Source organism: Oceanobacillus sp. FSL W7-1281 (assembly GCF_037969835.1).
In the GTDB taxonomy this organism is placed as follows: Bacteria; Bacillota; Bacilli; order Bacillales; family Amphibacillaceae; genus Oceanobacillus; species Oceanobacillus oncorhynchi.
This window is the reverse complement of the sequence record NZ_CP150214.1, coordinates 3,611,897-3,628,686: the sequence shown is the minus strand read 5'-3', so window position 1 is coordinate 3,628,686 and position 16,790 is coordinate 3,611,897. Positions and strand designations below refer to the sequence as shown.

The 16,790-nt window shown below is 39.1% G+C and carries 19 protein-coding genes; 14 read left to right on the top strand and 5 right to left on the bottom strand.

Annotated elements, in window-relative coordinates:
- Positions 1-37: 37 nt before the first annotated feature.
- The 9 genes from glpK (at position 38) to MKX55_RS17960 (ending at position 10,752) form a co-directional block, all read left to right on the top strand.
- Positions 38-1,540 (top strand): glycerol kinase GlpK, encoded by a 1,503-nt coding sequence (gene glpK, locus MKX55_RS18000; protein WP_339233929.1) that lies wholly within the window; start codon positions 38-40, stop codon positions 1,538-1,540.
- Between the two features lie 313 nt (positions 1,541-1,853).
- On the top strand, positions 1,854-3,515 hold the full coding sequence (locus tag MKX55_RS17995; RefSeq protein ID WP_339233927.1) for an FAD-dependent oxidoreductase: 1,662 nt from the start codon (positions 1,854-1,856) through the stop codon (positions 3,513-3,515).
- Positions 3,516-3,852: 337 nt separating this feature from the next.
- On the top strand, positions 3,853-4,851 hold the full coding sequence (locus MKX55_RS17990; protein WP_339233925.1) for a hypothetical protein: 999 nt from the start codon (positions 3,853-3,855) through the stop codon (positions 4,849-4,851).
- An 83-nt stretch (positions 4,852-4,934) separates the two neighbouring features.
- Positions 4,935-5,867, top strand: a complete 933-nt coding sequence (gene trxB / locus MKX55_RS17985; RefSeq protein WP_193064310.1) for a thioredoxin-disulfide reductase — start codon at positions 4,935-4,937, stop codon at positions 5,865-5,867.
- A gap of 531 nt (positions 5,868-6,398) precedes the next feature.
- Complete coding sequence (gene rapZ / locus MKX55_RS17980) at positions 6,399-7,286, top strand: RNase adapter RapZ (RefSeq protein ID WP_084612854.1); 888 nt, start codon at positions 6,399-6,401, stop codon at positions 7,284-7,286.
- The gene (locus tag MKX55_RS17975; RefSeq protein ID WP_339179348.1) at positions 7,283-8,233 is read left to right on the top strand and encodes a YvcK family protein; all 951 of its coding nucleotides are present in this window, start codon (positions 7,283-7,285) and stop codon (positions 8,231-8,233) included. Before rapZ ends, MKX55_RS17975 begins: the two co-directional genes overlap by 4 nt.
- Before the next feature lie 137 nt (positions 8,234-8,370).
- A complete protein-coding gene (gene whiA / locus MKX55_RS17970; protein WP_042530265.1) occupies positions 8,371-9,321 on the top strand; it encodes a DNA-binding protein WhiA in 951 nt (316 codons plus the stop codon).
- Between the two features lie 127 nt (positions 9,322-9,448).
- A complete protein-coding gene (locus MKX55_RS17965; RefSeq protein WP_152655201.1) occupies positions 9,449-9,706 on the top strand; it encodes an HPr family phosphocarrier protein in 258 nt (85 codons plus the stop codon).
- 743 nt (positions 9,707-10,449) lie between these two features.
- Positions 10,450-10,752, top strand: a complete 303-nt coding sequence (locus MKX55_RS17960; RefSeq protein WP_339179342.1) for a leucocin A/sakacin P family class II bacteriocin — start codon at positions 10,450-10,452, stop codon at positions 10,750-10,752.
- Positions 10,753-11,042: 290 nt separating this feature from the next.
- Here the strand turns inward: MKX55_RS17960 and MKX55_RS17955 are convergent, their stop codons facing one another.
- The 5 genes from MKX55_RS17955 to MKX55_RS17935 all read right to left on the bottom strand — a co-directional run bounded on the left by MKX55_RS17955 (position 11,043) and on the right by MKX55_RS17935 (position 14,274).
- Positions 11,043-12,212: a tyrosine-type recombinase/integrase gene (locus MKX55_RS17955; protein WP_339233923.1), complete on the bottom strand. Its 1,170-nt coding sequence runs from the start codon at positions 12,210-12,212 to the stop codon at positions 11,043-11,045.
- Complete coding sequence (locus MKX55_RS17950; protein ID WP_339233921.1) at positions 12,212-12,379, bottom strand: hypothetical protein; 168 nt, start codon at positions 12,377-12,379, stop codon at positions 12,212-12,214. The genes MKX55_RS17955 and MKX55_RS17950 overlap by 1 nt, the downstream gene beginning before the upstream one ends.
- Positions 12,380-12,475: 96 nt before the next feature.
- Entirely contained in the window at positions 12,476-13,273 is a 798-nt protein-coding gene (locus tag MKX55_RS17945; protein ID WP_339233919.1) for a hypothetical protein, read from the bottom strand.
- A 116-nt stretch (positions 13,274-13,389) separates the two neighbouring features.
- Positions 13,390-13,818: an ImmA/IrrE family metallo-endopeptidase gene (locus MKX55_RS17940; RefSeq protein ID WP_339233917.1), complete on the bottom strand. Its 429-nt coding sequence runs from the start codon at positions 13,816-13,818 to the stop codon at positions 13,390-13,392.
- 12 nt (positions 13,819-13,830) lie between these two features.
- Positions 13,831-14,274: a helix-turn-helix domain-containing protein gene (locus MKX55_RS17935; protein ID WP_339233915.1), complete on the bottom strand. Its 444-nt coding sequence runs from the start codon at positions 14,272-14,274 to the stop codon at positions 13,831-13,833.
- A 160-nt stretch (positions 14,275-14,434) separates the two neighbouring features.
- On the opposite strand from MKX55_RS17935, the gene MKX55_RS17930 reads away from it, so the two are divergent.
- The 5 genes from MKX55_RS17930 (at position 14,435) to MKX55_RS17910 (ending at position 16,414) form a co-directional block, all read left to right on the top strand.
- Positions 14,435-14,677: a helix-turn-helix transcriptional regulator gene (locus MKX55_RS17930; RefSeq protein WP_339233912.1), complete on the top strand. Its 243-nt coding sequence runs from the start codon at positions 14,435-14,437 to the stop codon at positions 14,675-14,677.
- A gap of 15 nt (positions 14,678-14,692) precedes the next feature.
- Complete coding sequence (locus tag MKX55_RS17925; protein WP_339233909.1) at positions 14,693-15,466, top strand: BRO family protein; 774 nt, start codon at positions 14,693-14,695, stop codon at positions 15,464-15,466.
- Positions 15,467-15,757: a helix-turn-helix domain-containing protein gene (locus MKX55_RS17920; RefSeq protein ID WP_339233906.1), complete on the top strand. Its 291-nt coding sequence runs from the start codon at positions 15,467-15,469 to the stop codon at positions 15,755-15,757.
- A gap of 115 nt (positions 15,758-15,872) precedes the next feature.
- Complete coding sequence (locus MKX55_RS17915) at positions 15,873-16,136, top strand: helix-turn-helix transcriptional regulator (RefSeq protein WP_339233903.1); 264 nt, start codon at positions 15,873-15,875, stop codon at positions 16,134-16,136.
- Entirely contained in the window at positions 16,133-16,414 is a 282-nt protein-coding gene (locus MKX55_RS17910) for a hypothetical protein (protein ID WP_339233900.1), read from the top strand. Before MKX55_RS17915 ends, MKX55_RS17910 begins: the two co-directional genes overlap by 4 nt.
- Positions 16,415-16,790 lie beyond the last annotated feature (376 nt).

Genomic DNA, 16,790 nt, shown 5'->3' with positions numbered 1-16,790 from the left:
AGTTTAGGAAGCTACATTAGAAAAGGAGGAATTTACCATGACCGAAAAATATATCTTATCCATTGACCAAGGTACCACAAGTTCTCGTGCGATTTTATTTAACCAAAAAGGCGATATTGTAGAAACGGCACAAAACGAATTCAAGCAATTTTTTGATAAACCGGGCTGGGTGGAGCATGATGCCAATGAAATTTGGACGTCCGTATTAGGCTGTATTGCTCAAGTAATCAATAAAACAGGGATTGAGCCGGGCAGTGTAGAAGGAATCGGTATCACCAATCAGCGGGAAACGGCGATTGTGTGGGATAAGCATACAGGAAGGCCAATTTACAGGGCAATCGTCTGGCAATCGCGCCAAACAGAAGGTATCTGTAAAGAGCTCAGGGAGCAGGGGGATGAGGACACCGTTCGTAATAAAACGGGGCTGCTGATTGATCCTTATTTTTCAGGTACCAAAGTAAAATGGATTCTGGATCATGTCGAAGGCGCCAGAGAAAAAGCGGAAGCAGGAGACCTTTTATTTGGGACAGTGGACTCGTGGCTGATTTATAAGTTTTCAGCTGGAAAAACACATGTTACTGATTATTCCAACGCTTCCAGAACACTGATGTTTAATATTTATGATTTAAAATGGGATGAGGAGCTTCTGGACATTTTTGATGTACCGAAATCCATGCTTCCGGAGGTGCGCCCGTCATCTGAAATCTATACCAACACAGTGGCGTATCATTTCTTTGGGGAAGAGATTCCGATTGCCGGTATTGCTGGTGATCAGCAAGCTGCTTTGTTTGGGCAGGCCTGCTTTGAAAAGGGAATGGCTAAAAATACGTATGGTACCGGCGGCTTCTTATTAATGAATACGGGAGAAAAACCGGTCAGTTCCGAAAATGGTTTGCTGACCACGATTGCATGGGGCTTGGATGGAAAGGTAACCTATGCGCTGGAAGGAAGTATTTTTGTTGCCGGTTCAGCAATCCAGTGGCTCCGTGATGGTTTAAGAATGATTGAATCGAGTCCGGAGAGTGAGGACTTTGCCAGCAGAATTGATACCACAGACGGTGTTTATGTGGTGCCGGCATTTGTCGGTTTAGGAACGCCCTATTGGGACAGTGCAGCCCGCGGTGCTGTATTTGGTTTAACCAGAGGGACAAAAAAGGAGCATTTTATCCGGGCAACGTTGGAATCACTGGCTTATCAGACAAGAGATGTGATGGAAGCGATGGCTGCCGACTCCAATATTGATTTGAAAACGCTTCGTGTGGATGGCGGCGCCGTAAAGAATGACTTCCTGATGCAGTTCCAGAGTGATATTCTGGATGTGACCGTGGAACGGCCGGTTGTTCAGGAAACAACGGCGCTTGGTTCTGCTTACTTAGCGGGATTAGCAGTTGGGTTCTGGGAGAGCCAGGAAGAGATCTCGCAGCAGTGGCAAAATGAGAAAACATTTAAAGATGCAATGGATAAAGAAGAAAGCGAGCGCTTATATAAAGGCTGGAAGAAAGCGGTGGAAGCGACGCGTGTATTTAAATTAGAGGATTGATCGGCAAGCACGTAGTAATATGCCGGCTGTGCAATAGATAAAATCCGAATCGAGCAAGTGACTATACAATAAAAGCCATCTGTGTTAAGATATAATCAAGTTAATATAAAGGACGGAGAAGCAGGAGAGACCGCAAAGTATCTGGTGTATAGACACCAGTGCATTTGTGGTCTTTTTTTATTGTGCTGGAAATGAAGCCGCCCGCCAATGTTCGTCGGGCAGATTCATGCTTTTCATCTGTATTTGATGAATAACCGTCTTCAATAAAGGGAATAAAAACAATAGATCATTACTGGGAGTGGGAGTGGAAATAATGCATAATTTTTCAAGTAAAGAACGTAAAGAAACATTAGGGGCCTTAGAAAGTAATCAACTGGATTTATTAGTTATCGGCGGCGGTATTACCGGATCGGGAATTTCTCTGGATGCTGCGACAAGAGGTCTGCGTACGGGCCTGATTGAAATGCAGGATTTTGCAGCCGGTACCTCCAGCCGTTCTACTAAATTGGTGCATGGCGGCCTGCGTTACCTGCAGCAATTTGAAGTGAAAATGGTAGCAGAGGTAGGGAAAGAACGTGCGGTTGTTTATGAAAATGGCCCGCATGTGACGACACCAGAATGGATGCTGCTGCCTTTCCATAAAGGAAGTAATTTAGGACCGTTTACATCAAGTATCGGTTTGCGTGTATATGACTTTTTAGCAGGAGTTAAAAAATCAGAGCGTCGGGAAATGCTAAAGCCGGCAGAGGTATTAGAACGTGAGCCGCTTGTAAAAAAAGAGGAGCTTCGTGGCGGGGGCTTTTATGTAGAATATAAAACCGATGATGCACGTTTAACAATTGAGGTGCTTAAAAAAGCTGTGGAAAACGGCGTAAAAGCAGTCAACTACACCAAAGCAGTTGAATTCATCTATGAAGAAGGCAAAGTAGTCGGCGTTGTAGCCGAGGATCAAATCAGCAAAGAGAAGCATCCCATCTATGCAAAGAAAATTATTAACGCTGGCGGTCCTTGGGTGGATGATGTCCGTGAATTAGATGGTTCCAAAAAAGGAAAAACCCTTCATTTAACAAAAGGTGTCCATCTTGTATTCGATGAATCGGTATTCCCGTTGAAGCAAGCAGTGTATTTCGATACACCGGATGGCCGGATGGTTTTTGCTATTCCACGTGATGGCAAAACATATGTAGGTACAACCGATACCGATTATAAAGGGGATATTGCGCATCCGACGATGACAGAGAAGGACCGGGATTATATTTTAGATGCCATCAATTATATGTTCCCATCTGTTGGAATTGATGCCAGCAAAGTCGAATCAAGCTGGGCCGGCATCCGTCCGTTAATTGCGGAAGAAGGGGCAAGCAGTCCAAGTGAAATTTCCCGTAAGGATGAGATTTTTCAATCAGACTCCGGGTTACTTTCTATGGCAGGAGGTAAATTAACTGGTTACCGCAAAATGGGCGAGCATGTTGTTAATATGGTAGCAAAACAGTTAAAAGAAGAAGAAGGCATCCTATATACAGAGAGCCAAACGAAGCACCTGCCTATTTCCGGCGGAGAAGTCGGCGGTTCCAAAGGCTTCAAGAATTTTAAAGCAGAAAAAGTCAAAGAAGGCATCAGCCTTGGTTTATCAGAAAATGAAGCAGCAGAGCTGACACAGCGTTATGGCGCAAATGTAGATAAAATTTTTACTCTATATAAAGAGAATAAAGAAGCAGCTGCAAAAGAAAACATCGAGCCGGCAGTATTTGCACAGGTAATATATGCAATAAATGAGGAAATGGCATATAAAGCAGTGGATTTCTTCATCCGCCGTTCCGGTGCATTATTCTTCAACCGTCCATGGGTGGAAACGCATATGGATACCGTCCTGCCATTTATGGAAAAAGAGCTCGGCTGGACCAAGGAAGAAGCAGCAGCCTATCGAAAAGAACTGGAGCAGTTATTATACGAAACAACGCATCCAGATAAATAAATGAAGGAAACGAAAATAAGATGCACGCCATATCGTGCGTCTTATTTTTTATCACGGAGAACCGTCCGTAAAACTCCCGTCTCAAAATAAAGCGTTAAAATTAATTTATCTATACAGGAGATCAGGTGAGCTAATTCCCTGAATCACTCAGGCTAATTCAGTGGGAGAACTAAGGAAACAGACTAAGTTCGCGACGTCCTGGGGTTGCGATTACTCACCCCACCGAAAACATTTGTGCGTCGAAAAACTTCCACTGAATGAAGTTTTGTTTTATGGGAATCTGCTATATTCTATGGTATACTTTTCTCGACTGTCTTTAAGAACGGGGGATTGATTCATGTTAAGAAGGAAGAAAAAGAAGACAACTGCAAGTAACGTAACCCCATTTATTCCTGAAGGCGACTTTTACTATACAAAGGGTGTCGAAGCATTTAAGAAAAGGAAGTTTGACATTGCGATTAAATGGATTCAAAAAGCCATTGAGGACAAGCCTCATTTTCCTTTATATAAATGTCAGTTATCGATTATTTATACAGAAACCGGTGCTTATCATAAAGCCAATCAGCTGCTGACAGAAGTGCTGCAGACCGGAGAGTATATTGATTGTTATTATTTAGCTGCCAACAACTATGCGCATCTTGGATTGCTTCAAGATGCCAAAAAGTATGCGCAGATGTATTTAGATAAGAAACCAGAAGGCGACTTCAGCAACGATGCCGCACAGCTTCTTGATTTCATTGAAATAGAGGATGAAGAGGAAGAAAATTTTTCCCTGGAGGATGAAGATGAACTGATTGTCCTGCAGGAGACTGCATTTTATCATATGGAGCATGATGAATGGGAAAAAGCAATTCCGTTTATTGAGGAGCTCATGGAAAACTTTCCGGAGCAGAAGCTGGCTGTCCATGATTATGCCCAGGCCTTATTCTACACAGACAGAAAAGAAGAAGCCATGCATATTGAAGAAGATATGCTCGTGGATTATCCCAATAATTTGCACAGCCATTTAAATTTAGCTCTGTTTTATTATGAAACGGGAGAGGCGGATTATCAGACGCATATCGACATTATAAACAATATTTATCCGATGCATGAAGAACAAAAGCTGCGGATTGCGGAAGTCTTTGCGAAAACAGCAAATTATGGTTTAGCCTATGAACGGTATCAAAATATTTCTGGGGAGCAAGCTAAAAGGAGAGCATCCTATTATAAATGGTATAGCATCACAGCTTATCAATCGGGGAACCCGAGCAAGGCATTGCGTTTATGGGAAGAGGGTTTGAAGCGGCATCCCAAGCTGTCAGAAGAAGAAGGGCCTTGGGCAATAAAAAAATGAGCAAAAAGATAGACGTTAAATCTTAATTTCATTACACTATACGGTGGAATAAGAATATTATAAGGATAAAGGGGCGGTATGGAATGTCCGAAGAGAGAATATATGATGTGATTATTGCCGGAGCTGGACCAGCAGGTATGACAGCTGCTGTGTATGCTTCACGGGCAAATTTAGATACACTGATGCTGGAACGCGGAATTCCGGGAGGTCAGGTGGCAAATACAGAAGATGTAGAGAACTATCCTGGATTTGACCATATTTTAGGACCGGATTTGTCGAATAAAATGTTCGATCATGCCAAAAAGTTTGGCGCAGAATATGCATACGGTGATATTAAGTCGATTGAAGATCATGGCAATTATAAAACCATTCATGCAGGAAAAAAAGTTTATCATACTAAAGCTTTGATTATTGCAACAGGTGCACAATATAAGAAACTCGGCATCCCTGGCGAAGAAGAGCTTGGCGGACGCGGTGTATCTTACTGTGCCGTTTGTGATGGTGCATTCTTTAAAGAGAAAGAACTGGTTGTTGTCGGCGGGGGAGACTCTGCTGTAGAAGAAGGCGTGTATCTGACAAGATTCGCAAGCAAAGTAACCATTGTTCATCGCCGTGATGAATTGCGGGCACAGCGCATTCTTCAGGATCGCGCATTTAACAACGATAAAATTGAATTTATTTGGGATACGATAGCCGAAAAAATTAACGGTCCAGAGGGAAAAGTCAGCAGTATTTCATTAAAAAATGTAAAAACGGATGAAGTATATGATTTCCCAACAAGCGGTGTATTTGTTTATGTCGGTATGCTCCCATTAAATGATCCATTTACGGATTTAGGGATTACGGATGAAGAAGGATATATTCCTACATCTGAAAATATGGAAACGAAAATACCTGGTATTTTTGCAGCGGGAGATATCCGTGCAAAAGACCTTAGACAAATTGTTACAGCTACAGGTGATGGAAGTATCGCAGCGGAAACAGCAATTAAATATGTAGAAACATTAGAAGATTAATTAGCAAAATTGTCGTATTTTAGGAGATGCATAATACGATAGTTATTGGAAATTGTCGAAAATGCAGGTCATATCCATCTTTGGTTAGGATTTGTATAAAAAAATTAATCTGCGGTAACTGCATCTTAACGTTGCTGTAACACGCATGAAACAATGAAAGGGTATTATAGAATTAACTAATTGACCCCCTTTTAATAGATAGATTAGTTTTGGGACAGGTGACTCACCTGTCCATTTTTTTTGTTTAAATGGAAAAAGGGAGAGTGTCTCAGCTGCGGGGAAGTTTCACAGGTCAGCTGTATAAGCTATATAAGAGAAGCGATATCTTCGCAACAGTGTTCGCAGCTCAAACGAAGGCATTCACTCAAAGGCTTGGCGAATGTCAGGTTTTCTAATATAATTAAAATAAGATATAAGAAGCACGATAAAAAGGGTTGAGCTGCTAAAGTCTCAGACAACTTTTTTGAGACTGCAGTCTCCGTACCTGCAAAATGCAAATGTGTTGGAAGAGGACTGAAAGGGGAGAGTTTAGTGAATCAGGAAAAAGAAACAAAGCTCGTTATTATTACGGGGATGTCAGGAGCCGGAAAAACAGTTGCGGTGCAAAGCTTTGAAGATTTAGGTTATTATTGTGTAGATAATTTACCTCCTGCGCTTCTTCCCAAATTTCTAGAATTAATGAAGGATGCTTCGAATACCATTCAAAAAGTTGCACTTGTTATGGATCTGCGCGGCAGAGAGTTCTTTGATTCCTTATATAAGGCACTGGATGCAATCAGCCATACACCATGGATTCAAAGCCATATCCTGTTTTTAGATGCGGAGGATGAAACGCTGGTGACAAGATATAAAGAAACCAGACGCTCTCATCCGTTAGCTGTCGGCGGACTTCCTTTAAATGGAATCCATCAAGAGCGAATTATTATTGATGAGCTGCGCGGTCGTTCCCAGCGGATTATTGATACTTCAAAACTCAAGCCGAGAGATTTGCGTGAAAAGATTCTCCAATTGTACAAGGAAGAAAAACAAGAAGTATTTTCCACTCATTTTGTATCCTTTGGGTTTAAATATGGAATTCCAATTGATGCGGATTTAGTTTTCGATGTACGTTTTCTGCCGAATCCGCATTATGTATCTGCACTTCAGCCATTGACCGGACTAAATCAGGAAGTAAATTCCTATGTATTTAAATGGTCGGATACGAAATTGTTTGTAGAGAAATTAAATGATTTATTCCGTTTTATGCTCCCGCAGTATAAAAAAGAAGGAAAGTCTCAGTTAGTTATTGCCATTGGCTGTACGGGTGGACAGCACCGTTCAGTTGCTTTAGCCGAGTACTTTTCCAAACAATTCAGCGATGATTATATTACCCACGTCAGCCACAGAGATATTGAAAAGAGAAAGGCCAAAACCTCATGAGCGATATCCCAAAAATAACAGCGATTGGCGGAGGGACAGGAATGCCGGTTTTGCTTCGCGGGTTGAAGGATTTGCCCGTGGATCTGACTGCTGTGGTGACGGTAGCAGATGACGGGGGGAGTACAGGAAGAATTCGTTCCGAGATGGAAATGCCGGCACCAGGAGATATCCGGAATGTAATAGCAGCTCTGTCTGATGCAGAGCCGATGCTTTTAGAGCTTTTTCAACACCGGTTTCAGCAGGGGAATGGGTTGACAGGGCATTCATTAGGTAATCTATTATTGGCAGCAATGACCTCCATGACCGGTAATTTTAATCAAGGGATAAAGGAAATTTCCCGGGTGCTTAATGTAAAGGGAAATATCTATCCGATTTCAAATGATAACATGTCTTTGCATGCCATTATGGAGGATGGAGAGATTATTCATGGGGAATCCAATATTCCCCTGTCCGGCAAACGGATTAAAAGGGTCTTTTTAGAGCCGCAGCCGCTGCAGCCATTACCTAACGCTGTGGAATCAATTCAAAAGGCGGATTTAATCGTGATTTCTCCAGGGAGCCTTTACACCTCAATTATGCCGAATTTAATTGTTCCAGAGGTGAAGGAAGCATTATTAAATACAAAAGCAAAGATTGTGTACGTTTGTAATATCATGACACAATATGGAGAAACAACGAATTATTCTGCAGCAGATCATGTCCAGGCGATTCATGATCATGTCGGTGATGATTGTGTTGATTATGTGATTGTTCATGATCAGCCAATCGATGCAGAGACGCAGGAGATTTATAAAGAAGAGCAGGCATTCCCGGTAGCAGCAGATAGTTCCCGTTTAGAATCGATGAATGTGCAGGTTTTTCCAGGTAATATTGTCGTGAAGCATAAAGATGGAACTCTCCGTCATAATAATGATAAAATAGCTAAAATGCTTTATAAATTTTTATAGCAGTGAGTGTTCAAAAAGTACGATGAAAAAGACAAAGAAGTCAGATTCAGCGGGGTATGCAGGATTATTCCGCTGAATACAGTTTCATTGAATAAACGTATCAAGGCGTGTTCGAAAAGGGGAAGGAGCGTGATACAATGTCCTTCGCATCAGATATTAAGAAAGAACTAACCGCTATTCAATCGGATTCTTGCTGTCAGTTTGCTGAACTAGCTGCATTAGTTCGAATGAATGGCGTTATTTCTATATCAAAGCAAGGTTATGTACTGGATGTTCAAACAGAGAATGCAGCAATTGCAAGGCGTATTTACACATTAATCAAGCAAAATTATACATTGCCGGTGGAGCTGCTTGTCCGTAAAAAAATGAAGCTGAAGAAAAATAATGTATATATCGTCCGTATGAAAAACGGCGTTCAATCCTTATTAGAGGATTTGAACCTAATGGAAAATCAATACCAGATTGTCCGGACCATTTCAGAGAAATACTTAAGAAAAGAATGCTGCCGAAAAGCATATTTACGCGGAGCATTTTTAGCTGGCGGATCAATGAATAACCCGGAAACCTCCTCCTATCATTTGGAGATTTTTAATTATTATGAGGAGCATGCAGAAGCATTAAAAACATTGTTTAATGCATATGATTTACATGCAAGAACGTTAGAGCGTAAAAATGGTTATATCGTCTACATCAAAGAAGCTGAAAAAATTACTACGTTTTTAAGTGTCATCGGAGCGCATCAAGCATTATTAAAATTTGAAGATGTACGCATCGTCCGTGATATGCGTAATTCTGTCAATAGACTGGTGAATTGTGAAACCGCGAACTTAAATAAAACCATCGGCGCAGCGTTCCGTCAAATTGAAAACATTAAATTGATTGAGCGGACAGTTGGATTGGATCAACTGCCGGAGAAATTACAGGAAATAGCTAAGCTCCGTATTCAATATGAAGAAGTTTCATTAAAAGAATTAGGGGAACTTGTTACCAGCGGAACAATTTCTAAATCAGGCGTGAATCATCGTTTGAAAAAAATTGATGAATTTGCAGAGAAAATCAAACGTGGCGAACTGCAGCTTGGTAATTAATGCTAGTATCCGCAGAATATGATATAATGCAGTAAATATCATGGAACATCGCCGAAAGAAAGACGCAGAATTTTTTCTGCTTCCTAAAAAAATGGAGGCGTTTACTTAAGACAGGAGAGTGAATTTATTGGTTGAGAAAACAGTGAAAATCGAATTAGATTCAGGACTACAAGCGAGGCCAGCTGCCTATTTTGTACAAGAGGCCAATCGATTTGATTCACACATATTTTTAGAGAATGATCATAAAAAGGTTAATGCCAAAAGCATTATGGGATTAATGAGTCTGGCTCTGACAAAAGGAGAAGAAATCAAGCTTATTATTGAAGGAGAAGATGAAGAAGAGGCGATGGAATATTTAACAAGCCTTGTACGTGAAAAAGTTTAATGCTGTCCGTATAAATGCGTGTTCAAAAAGTCCGATAAATAGGACCAAGAAGTTCAAGGCGACGAGTTATTTCTAAACGGAGCGTATGCTTTATAATACGTGAGTATTGCAAATAGCTCGTCAACGCAGAAATTTGCCGTGTCATTTTTATTGGACTTTTTGAACATCCTCTATAACGAACTTTGCTTTATTTGATAGGGAAGCAAAGCACCAAATATTAAAACCTCAGTTAAAAAGTCCCTCTTAGAGGCGAGCTTACGTTGCTCAAATTTAAGAGGGGCTTTTTATTTGGTATTAAGACGTCCATAAGAATTCGCTCCCCATTTAACCTGACTACCTCAAATATAATAATCAAAGAATTATGGAAGGGGATGACGCAGCTGCTTTAATTGTACGATTGATTCATACGGTAAGGAGATTGAAGAACTCCAAGAGCAGCTTGCATCCAATAATCCGCCGTTTAAATTTCATAAATTGCAAATAAAAATTACTTTGCAGGTATTATATGAAGGTACGGAGGGCGAGAATAATCTTGAGAAATATCTAAAAGCAGGTGGTGTTTCTTGAACTCGCATACGTAATACTTTACAAGGATAGAAGCAGGCTTCTCACAGAATGCTAGGAGGTGGATTAAATAATGTAACCATCTTGGTTTATCTTTCCGTTTTTAATGGTAATTTGTTGAATCTTCACAAAAATCATGTTATGTTGAGATACAAATCATTATGTAAGGAGTGTCTGTGATGAAAAAGAGAATGAAATTAGGAGTAGCAGCCTTAACGTTAGGATTATCCGTTATTTCAACCTCCGGAGTTCAAGCAGCCTCGACAAACTATGGAAATGGTGTTCGCTGCGATGAAACAAATTGTTCAGTAAACTGGAGTGAAACATTTCAACAATCCGCAGATAGAGCGATAGAAAGCTGGGCAACAGGGCTGACATCAGCTCCTGCTAAAGCTAAATCTGCTATTGAGTCCAACTATAAATCAAGTAATGATTCTAACCGGCCGGAGTCAGGTACAACTACTGGCAGTCCCTCTTTCTAATTAGGCAAGGATGCCACATATAGGAAAATAGAGTATTCATTCGCAACCGAGTGGAAAAGCTGGCGATGTTTGAGGAAAGATAGCACCAAACTTCAGGAAGACAGAAAAAAGACAAGGGAAGCAAACATCTCTATCCCTTGTCTTTTATTAACTTTATCTAGCGCGCCCAGAGGGATTCGAACCCCCGGCAAACCTGGTACCGGAAACCAACAAAATCGATTTCACTCTTTTTAAACATATGTTAATCAGTATTTTGAGGTACAAAAATCTATTAATCTGTTTCGGTGTGTTCATATTTTGTTAGCAGGTGCGTTTGCAATCGAGTTTGCTTTTTCGTTTTTATTATTATCGCCATATAACGACTTTTGTATGCTTGTTGCTGCAATTTTTTGAATACCGGGGATAACATGTGAATAAGTATCTAAAGTTGTTTGGATAGATCGATGCCCTAAACGTTCTTGTACAACTTTTGGATGTACACCAGATTTTAATAATAACGTGGCATGTGTGTGCCGTAACCCATGAAAACTAATCTTTTTCACGCTACTTCTTTCTAGTGTACGATTGAAAACAGTTCTTAAATAGGTCGGCCGAATATATCCCCCGATTGAAGTAGCGCAAACTAAATCGTTATCTTGATAATCACCACCGCATTTCATTTGATCTTTTCGTTGCTGTTTCTTGTGTTCTTTTAGTACGTTTATTGTATCGTCATCAATTTCAATCGTTCGATAGCTGGTAGAAGTTTTTAGTTGAGATGATAATTCCCATTTCCCTTCATCATCTTTCTTTAATTGATGCGTAACGGATATTGTTTTGTTTGCAAAATCAACTTTATTCCATTTCAATCCTAACACTTCACCTCTACGCATTCCAGTTGCCAGTGATAGCAATATCGGCATTGCGTGATTTTTGCTTTTTAAATTACTCATAAAAACCATTACTTCATCTTCTGACCAATACTCTATTTCTTGTTTATCGACCTTAGGTGCTTCTATATCCTCCATTATACCTTCTTTGATGCCATATTTCTTCCCTTTTAATAAAGCGCTAGATAAGATTCTGTATATATGTTTTTTACTGCGTTGAGATAATTCTTTTTCATTGATTTCATCCATAAATGATTCAATGTGGTAGCTTTCCAATTTGCTAATTTTCCACCGACCCAAACCTGGAATGATATGCTTTCGCATATACGATTCGTAATGTTCATACGTTCCTGGAGCAACTGTACTCTTTTTTCTGTCTAACCACTGATTAAAGTATTCTTCCATTGTCATATTCGCCGGGTCAGTATAACCTTTTTTTAATTTGTTAATAACATTAGGTAAGTCATCCTCAGCATCCTTTTTTCGCTTATATCCCGAAAACCATTTTTGTTTACGCTTATTATTGTGATCTCTGCCAATATCAACTACGATGGAATATTTTTTACCTCGTTTAATGATATGACCTCTCATTATAATTCATCCTCCTCTAAAAAGTATTTTGGGACTTCTTTATAAGCTACAATTTCTCCAACTAATTCACCGTCATCATTAAGATAGACAGAATCATAAACAGGCAGCACCACCATTTCTTCCATCGCTTTCTGTTTTCTCTTCTCCTCTAGTGACGTGATTTTCATTAAAATCCTCCTAATTAAGAATGTACGTTCTGTTTAAAGGTAAAATAGAAGACGTACCTAAATACGCCCTCAGTTGATTATTAAATTTTATAGTTATTACCACCAATAATTATCCATTCCTTCAATACCAATGGCTTGCACTTTTACACTGTCAACATTTTCTCCAACTTCCGATGGTAGAGGACTTCCGCCACCAATCTCAAAGCTAGTTTCTCCATTAGCATCTAAAGAAAAGTTTTGATCTGAATACATTGGTTCTGCTGCAAGAAAATCTCCGTTTTCATCATAAATTCCTATAGCTGCAGCAGTGTCATCCTCTGTGAATGTAACACTGCTTTCGTTTTCTAAATAACCTGTAACCGCAACATCAGAACCAGATTGTCCCCAACTATCGACCTTTAAATTTTCATCTCTAGTAGAAAAATCTACAATTTCAGCATCTGGAAATGCAGTTGGAGAAACTTCGATATCTACTTCATTTAAACTATCGTATTCATCAATGCTACCCTCGATTTCTGCAATTACATAGCCGGTGCCATCAGGATTTAAAAATCTCGGCCTAACTTGAGATTCATTTACCGCAATAACACCACCATCTGTATCTAAATAAGTCAAATTAGCGCCAACCACGTCAATAGGAACATCACTTGTATTCCGGATCTCAGCGTATACAGTGATTGTTTCTGTATCTATCGCTGGATCTAACCACTGATAATACTCAATAGATGTCACTTCCGCATTTACTTCTTCCAGTTCTTCTAGGTTTTCTGATTGTATTTCTCCAGAAGATTTTTCTTCTTCCGGTGGGTTGTTACTGTTTTCTTCGGTGGCTGCATCATCACCACAAGCTGCTAATAATGTAGTAAGTAATAAAATAAAAAATAATTTCTTCAAACTATCGACCCCTCAATAATATTTTATCTATATCAAAACAGTGAACCTGTTGTATTTACACTTATATATACTTGAAAATATTCGTTCTGTTTTAAGTCAATATCCCTATAAAGATACTAAATTTTTTTGAGGTGAGTAACCTCTTCCGGTACTCCATATATGCCACCGATTTCATTAATTGTCATATTCGTATCTTTGTGTTGATAAATTGCTTCATCGGGCAAAAGTAACTCAACGGCAAAGCGGTTTGCTTCTTTTTCGATTTTATTAGTTGAAAAAAACGTATTTTTTCTTAATGCTGGAGTATTTGCATCTTTATGCAAAATAACGTGTCCTAATTCATGAGCACAAACGAATCTTTGCATTATTTCACTCAAATTATGGTTAATATTGATAATTTTAATTCTGCGATTCCGAAAATAAAATCCCAAAGTCTCACCAAGATCAGCGTATTCAATTAACACTCCTAAACGTTCAGCTATATAAAAAGGATCATTGGTGCCGAACTTACTTATCTTTTTTTCTACTTCGCTTTTTATTATCAAACAAAACACCACTCATTTATTATCTCTATATTTTTTTGGTGTGAATTTTTTCTTCGCATGTTTTTTTGTAGTTCTTAAATTTCTTTCGATTTGAGCCAGAACAAGTTCTCGGGTATCATCGTCCATCGGTTCTCCGTCAAAAGCTAAACTGGTACCACTTTCTAAATCATCAATAATATCTTGGAGATCCTTGGCGACATCACGCTCTTCTTTTTCTGTTAACTCCGGAAGATCATTTTTATTACTCTCAATATAACCAGCGACCTCCATCAATTCACTGTAAGGAACCTTTAATCCCTTAGCTAGTTTTTTTATAATGTCAGGAGTGGGAGTGCTTCGTTTTTCATTTTCAATTTGAGAAAGATATCCTGGAGAAACCTCTGAATACAACGCTAGTTGCCTGACAGATAAATTTTTTTCTTTTCTTTTCATGGTTATATATTCGGAAAACTTCATAGTTAAACCGCCTTTTGTGATTACAATTGATAACATTATATTAACATAAGCAAACATGTGTTTCTAAAAGAAAATAAAAAGTTTTTTTAAAAAGTGTTTGCAAAATAAAACATTAAGTGTTATTATGTTTACAACAGCAAACGGAAGAGGGGTGAAAATATTGATTATTAAAGCTAAATTAAATGAATTCACATCTACAAGAATAAAAAAAGGTTTTTCTCAAAGAGGACTTGGACGAGCTGCCAATTTGAGTGGCGCCCTAATAAACCAGATTGAAAGTAATGACAGAAATCCAAGTCCAGAATCAGCTAAAAAAATATGTGATGTATTGCAAGTGAATTTTGATGATATTTTTTTTACAGAAAGTGTTTGCAAAAGTGAACAAGAAAAACAAATCATCTAAACAGGAGGGACTCAAATGAACAAATTAACAAAAATGTTTGAAGGTAATCAATTAAGAATCATCGAGCAAAATAACGAACCTTGGTTTGTAGCAAATGATGTATGCAAGATTTTAGATATCAAAAATACTACACAAGCTGTAGCTAAATTAGATAACGATGAACGGTCTATGTTCAACATAGGGCGTCAAGGTAATACCAATCTAATCAACGAGTACGGCTTATACAATTTGGTGTTAGGTAGTCGCAAACCGGAAGCAAAACAATTCAAACGATGGGTTACACATGAAGTCATCCCATCCATCCGGAAAACAGGATCTTATCAAGTTGGACAAAACGATTTAGTAACAAACTATTTATCCATGAGCGAAGAAGACAGAGCAATTGCTTTCTTCAACTCACAGAAAGAGAAAAAACAAATCGAACAGCAACGCCAAGAGGAATTACCATATACAAACTTTGGCAAAGCAGTATCAAATTCAAGTGCTGCTATTAACATCGGTGCATTTTCCAAATTAATGTATGACGAGCATGGCATCAAGTTAGGCCGAAATAAAATGTTCCAGTGGTTACGCGACAACGGGTTCCTTATCAAATCCGGAAGAGAACGCAACCAACCGAAGCAACAATTCATTGAACAAGGCTTATTTACCACTACCGTAACAATGGTTTCTCGCACTGAGGGCGATGTCGAGAGTGTTACCACGTTAGTTACTGGTAAAGGTCAAATCAAATTATCAAACAAGTTAATCTCCGAATTCTCAACATTGAATCAGAGAGGAGTGATCTAAATGTCCATGGAAGAATCTCTTCGCAAAATCATCCAGGAAGAGAATAAAAAGCACCTGCAAGATATTGAAAGAATGCTCCAATCTCATGGTTATAAAGCACAACCGAAATTTCTGACTGTTGAAGAAACGGCTGAAATCCTAAGGATTGGGAGGACTGCCACTTATGAACTTTGTAGACAGTCCGATCACAATGAATTTCCAGTCGTTAAAGACGGCTATAAGATTCGAATTCCTTATAACGGTCTTATGACATGGATAGACCGACAAACTAATGCAAAACAAGCAAACTAGAAACCAACTGAGGGATTGGTTAATTACATTATAACTCTATTAACCTATCAATGCGGTTCGCTATTGGAACATTCTGTATATGTTCGTATTGCGAACATGAAGGGAGGTGAAAGTGTTGGAGATACCTGCAGCTTTAACCAAGATGCGTAAAGAAGCCAAATTAAAACAGACTTGCATGGCTAAATTAATGGGAATGACTCGCAGCAATATAGCCAAATTAGAGACCGGAAGAATTCAAACAAAAGCAGAGGATTTACTCAAATGGTGCAAGATAACCAACAATCCGGAAATGCTTATGATTCTATATGCAGCAGTCGATGTAGCAACACCATTAACGCAAATGATTACAGGATTTATCAGATTAGGAGGGATTATATGACAGATATTATCGCAAGATTCGAAATTGAAAAGCAATGTTATATCGATTGTCACTTGAGAGGAATTTCAGCGATTCATCGAGGCGACTATCAAGAAATGGACCTTTGTTTAAAGGATGCCAGGAAGTCACTTATAGCAATGCAAAATTTAGAGATTGAGTACAAGCTGCATAAAGAAATAAAGGATTTAGCTCAAGGCGCAACTACAGGAATCGTTTTGCAAAATATTGTTGATTCCATCGAACAAAATCACCAGCAATTTATGAGGTCCCGCATATGAGTAGCGAACGCTTTATCAAGTGGTTTTATGGATTAGGTTTTGTAGGGGCAATGACGTTTTTATATTACATGATGATTAATGTATAGGAGGGAATGAAATGAAAATCAGAGCTGGTAATTGGCAGTCGCTTAAAGACAGCCACAAAGAGATTCTTATACAAATTTGGTATGACAAAACGCAAAGAAAGGGTGCTTAAAATGGACCATCCAGCAATTGAAAGGACTCTACGCACTGGATACCTAATACCGGAAAAGCAATTGAAGGACAAGCCCGGAGAATACTGGGGCCCGATTAAGTGGATGAAAGAGAATGCAGATAAGTATAAAAATGCAAGATAAAAAGCACCTCTGCAAAGGCGCTTTTAGTAGATGGCAGT

Coding starts and splice junctions, on each gene's coding strand:
- glpK (WP_339233929.1), top strand. CDS start 38: ATGACCGAAAAATATATCTTATCCATTGACCAAGGTACCACAAGTTCT.
- MKX55_RS17995 (WP_339233927.1), top strand. CDS start 1,854: ATGCATAATTTTTCAAGTAAAGAACGTAAAGAAACATTAGGGGCCTTA.
- MKX55_RS17990 (WP_339233925.1), top strand. CDS start 3,853: ATGTTAAGAAGGAAGAAAAAGAAGACAACTGCAAGTAACGTAACCCCA.
- trxB (WP_193064310.1), top strand. CDS start 4,935: ATGTCCGAAGAGAGAATATATGATGTGATTATTGCCGGAGCTGGACCA.
- MKX55_RS17975 (WP_339179348.1), top strand. CDS start 7,283: ATGAGCGATATCCCAAAAATAACAGCGATTGGCGGAGGGACAGGAATG.
- whiA (WP_042530265.1), top strand. CDS start 8,371: ATGTCCTTCGCATCAGATATTAAGAAAGAACTAACCGCTATTCAATCG.
- MKX55_RS17960 (WP_339179342.1), top strand. CDS start 10,450: ATGAAAAAGAGAATGAAATTAGGAGTAGCAGCCTTAACGTTAGGATTA.
- MKX55_RS17955 (WP_339233923.1), bottom strand. CDS start 12,212: ATGAGAGGTCATATCATTAAACGAGGTAAAAAATATTCCATCGTAGTT.
- MKX55_RS17950 (WP_339233921.1), bottom strand. CDS start 12,379: ATGAAAATCACGTCACTAGAGGAGAAGAGAAAACAGAAAGCGATGGAA.
- MKX55_RS17935 (WP_339233915.1), bottom strand. CDS start 14,274: ATGAAGTTTTCCGAATATATAACCATGAAAAGAAAAGAAAAAAATTTA.
- MKX55_RS17925 (WP_339233909.1), top strand. CDS start 14,693: ATGAACAAATTAACAAAAATGTTTGAAGGTAATCAATTAAGAATCATC.
- MKX55_RS17920 (WP_339233906.1), top strand. CDS start 15,467: ATGTCCATGGAAGAATCTCTTCGCAAAATCATCCAGGAAGAGAATAAA.
- MKX55_RS17910 (WP_339233900.1), top strand. CDS start 16,133: ATGACAGATATTATCGCAAGATTCGAAATTGAAAAGCAATGTTATATC.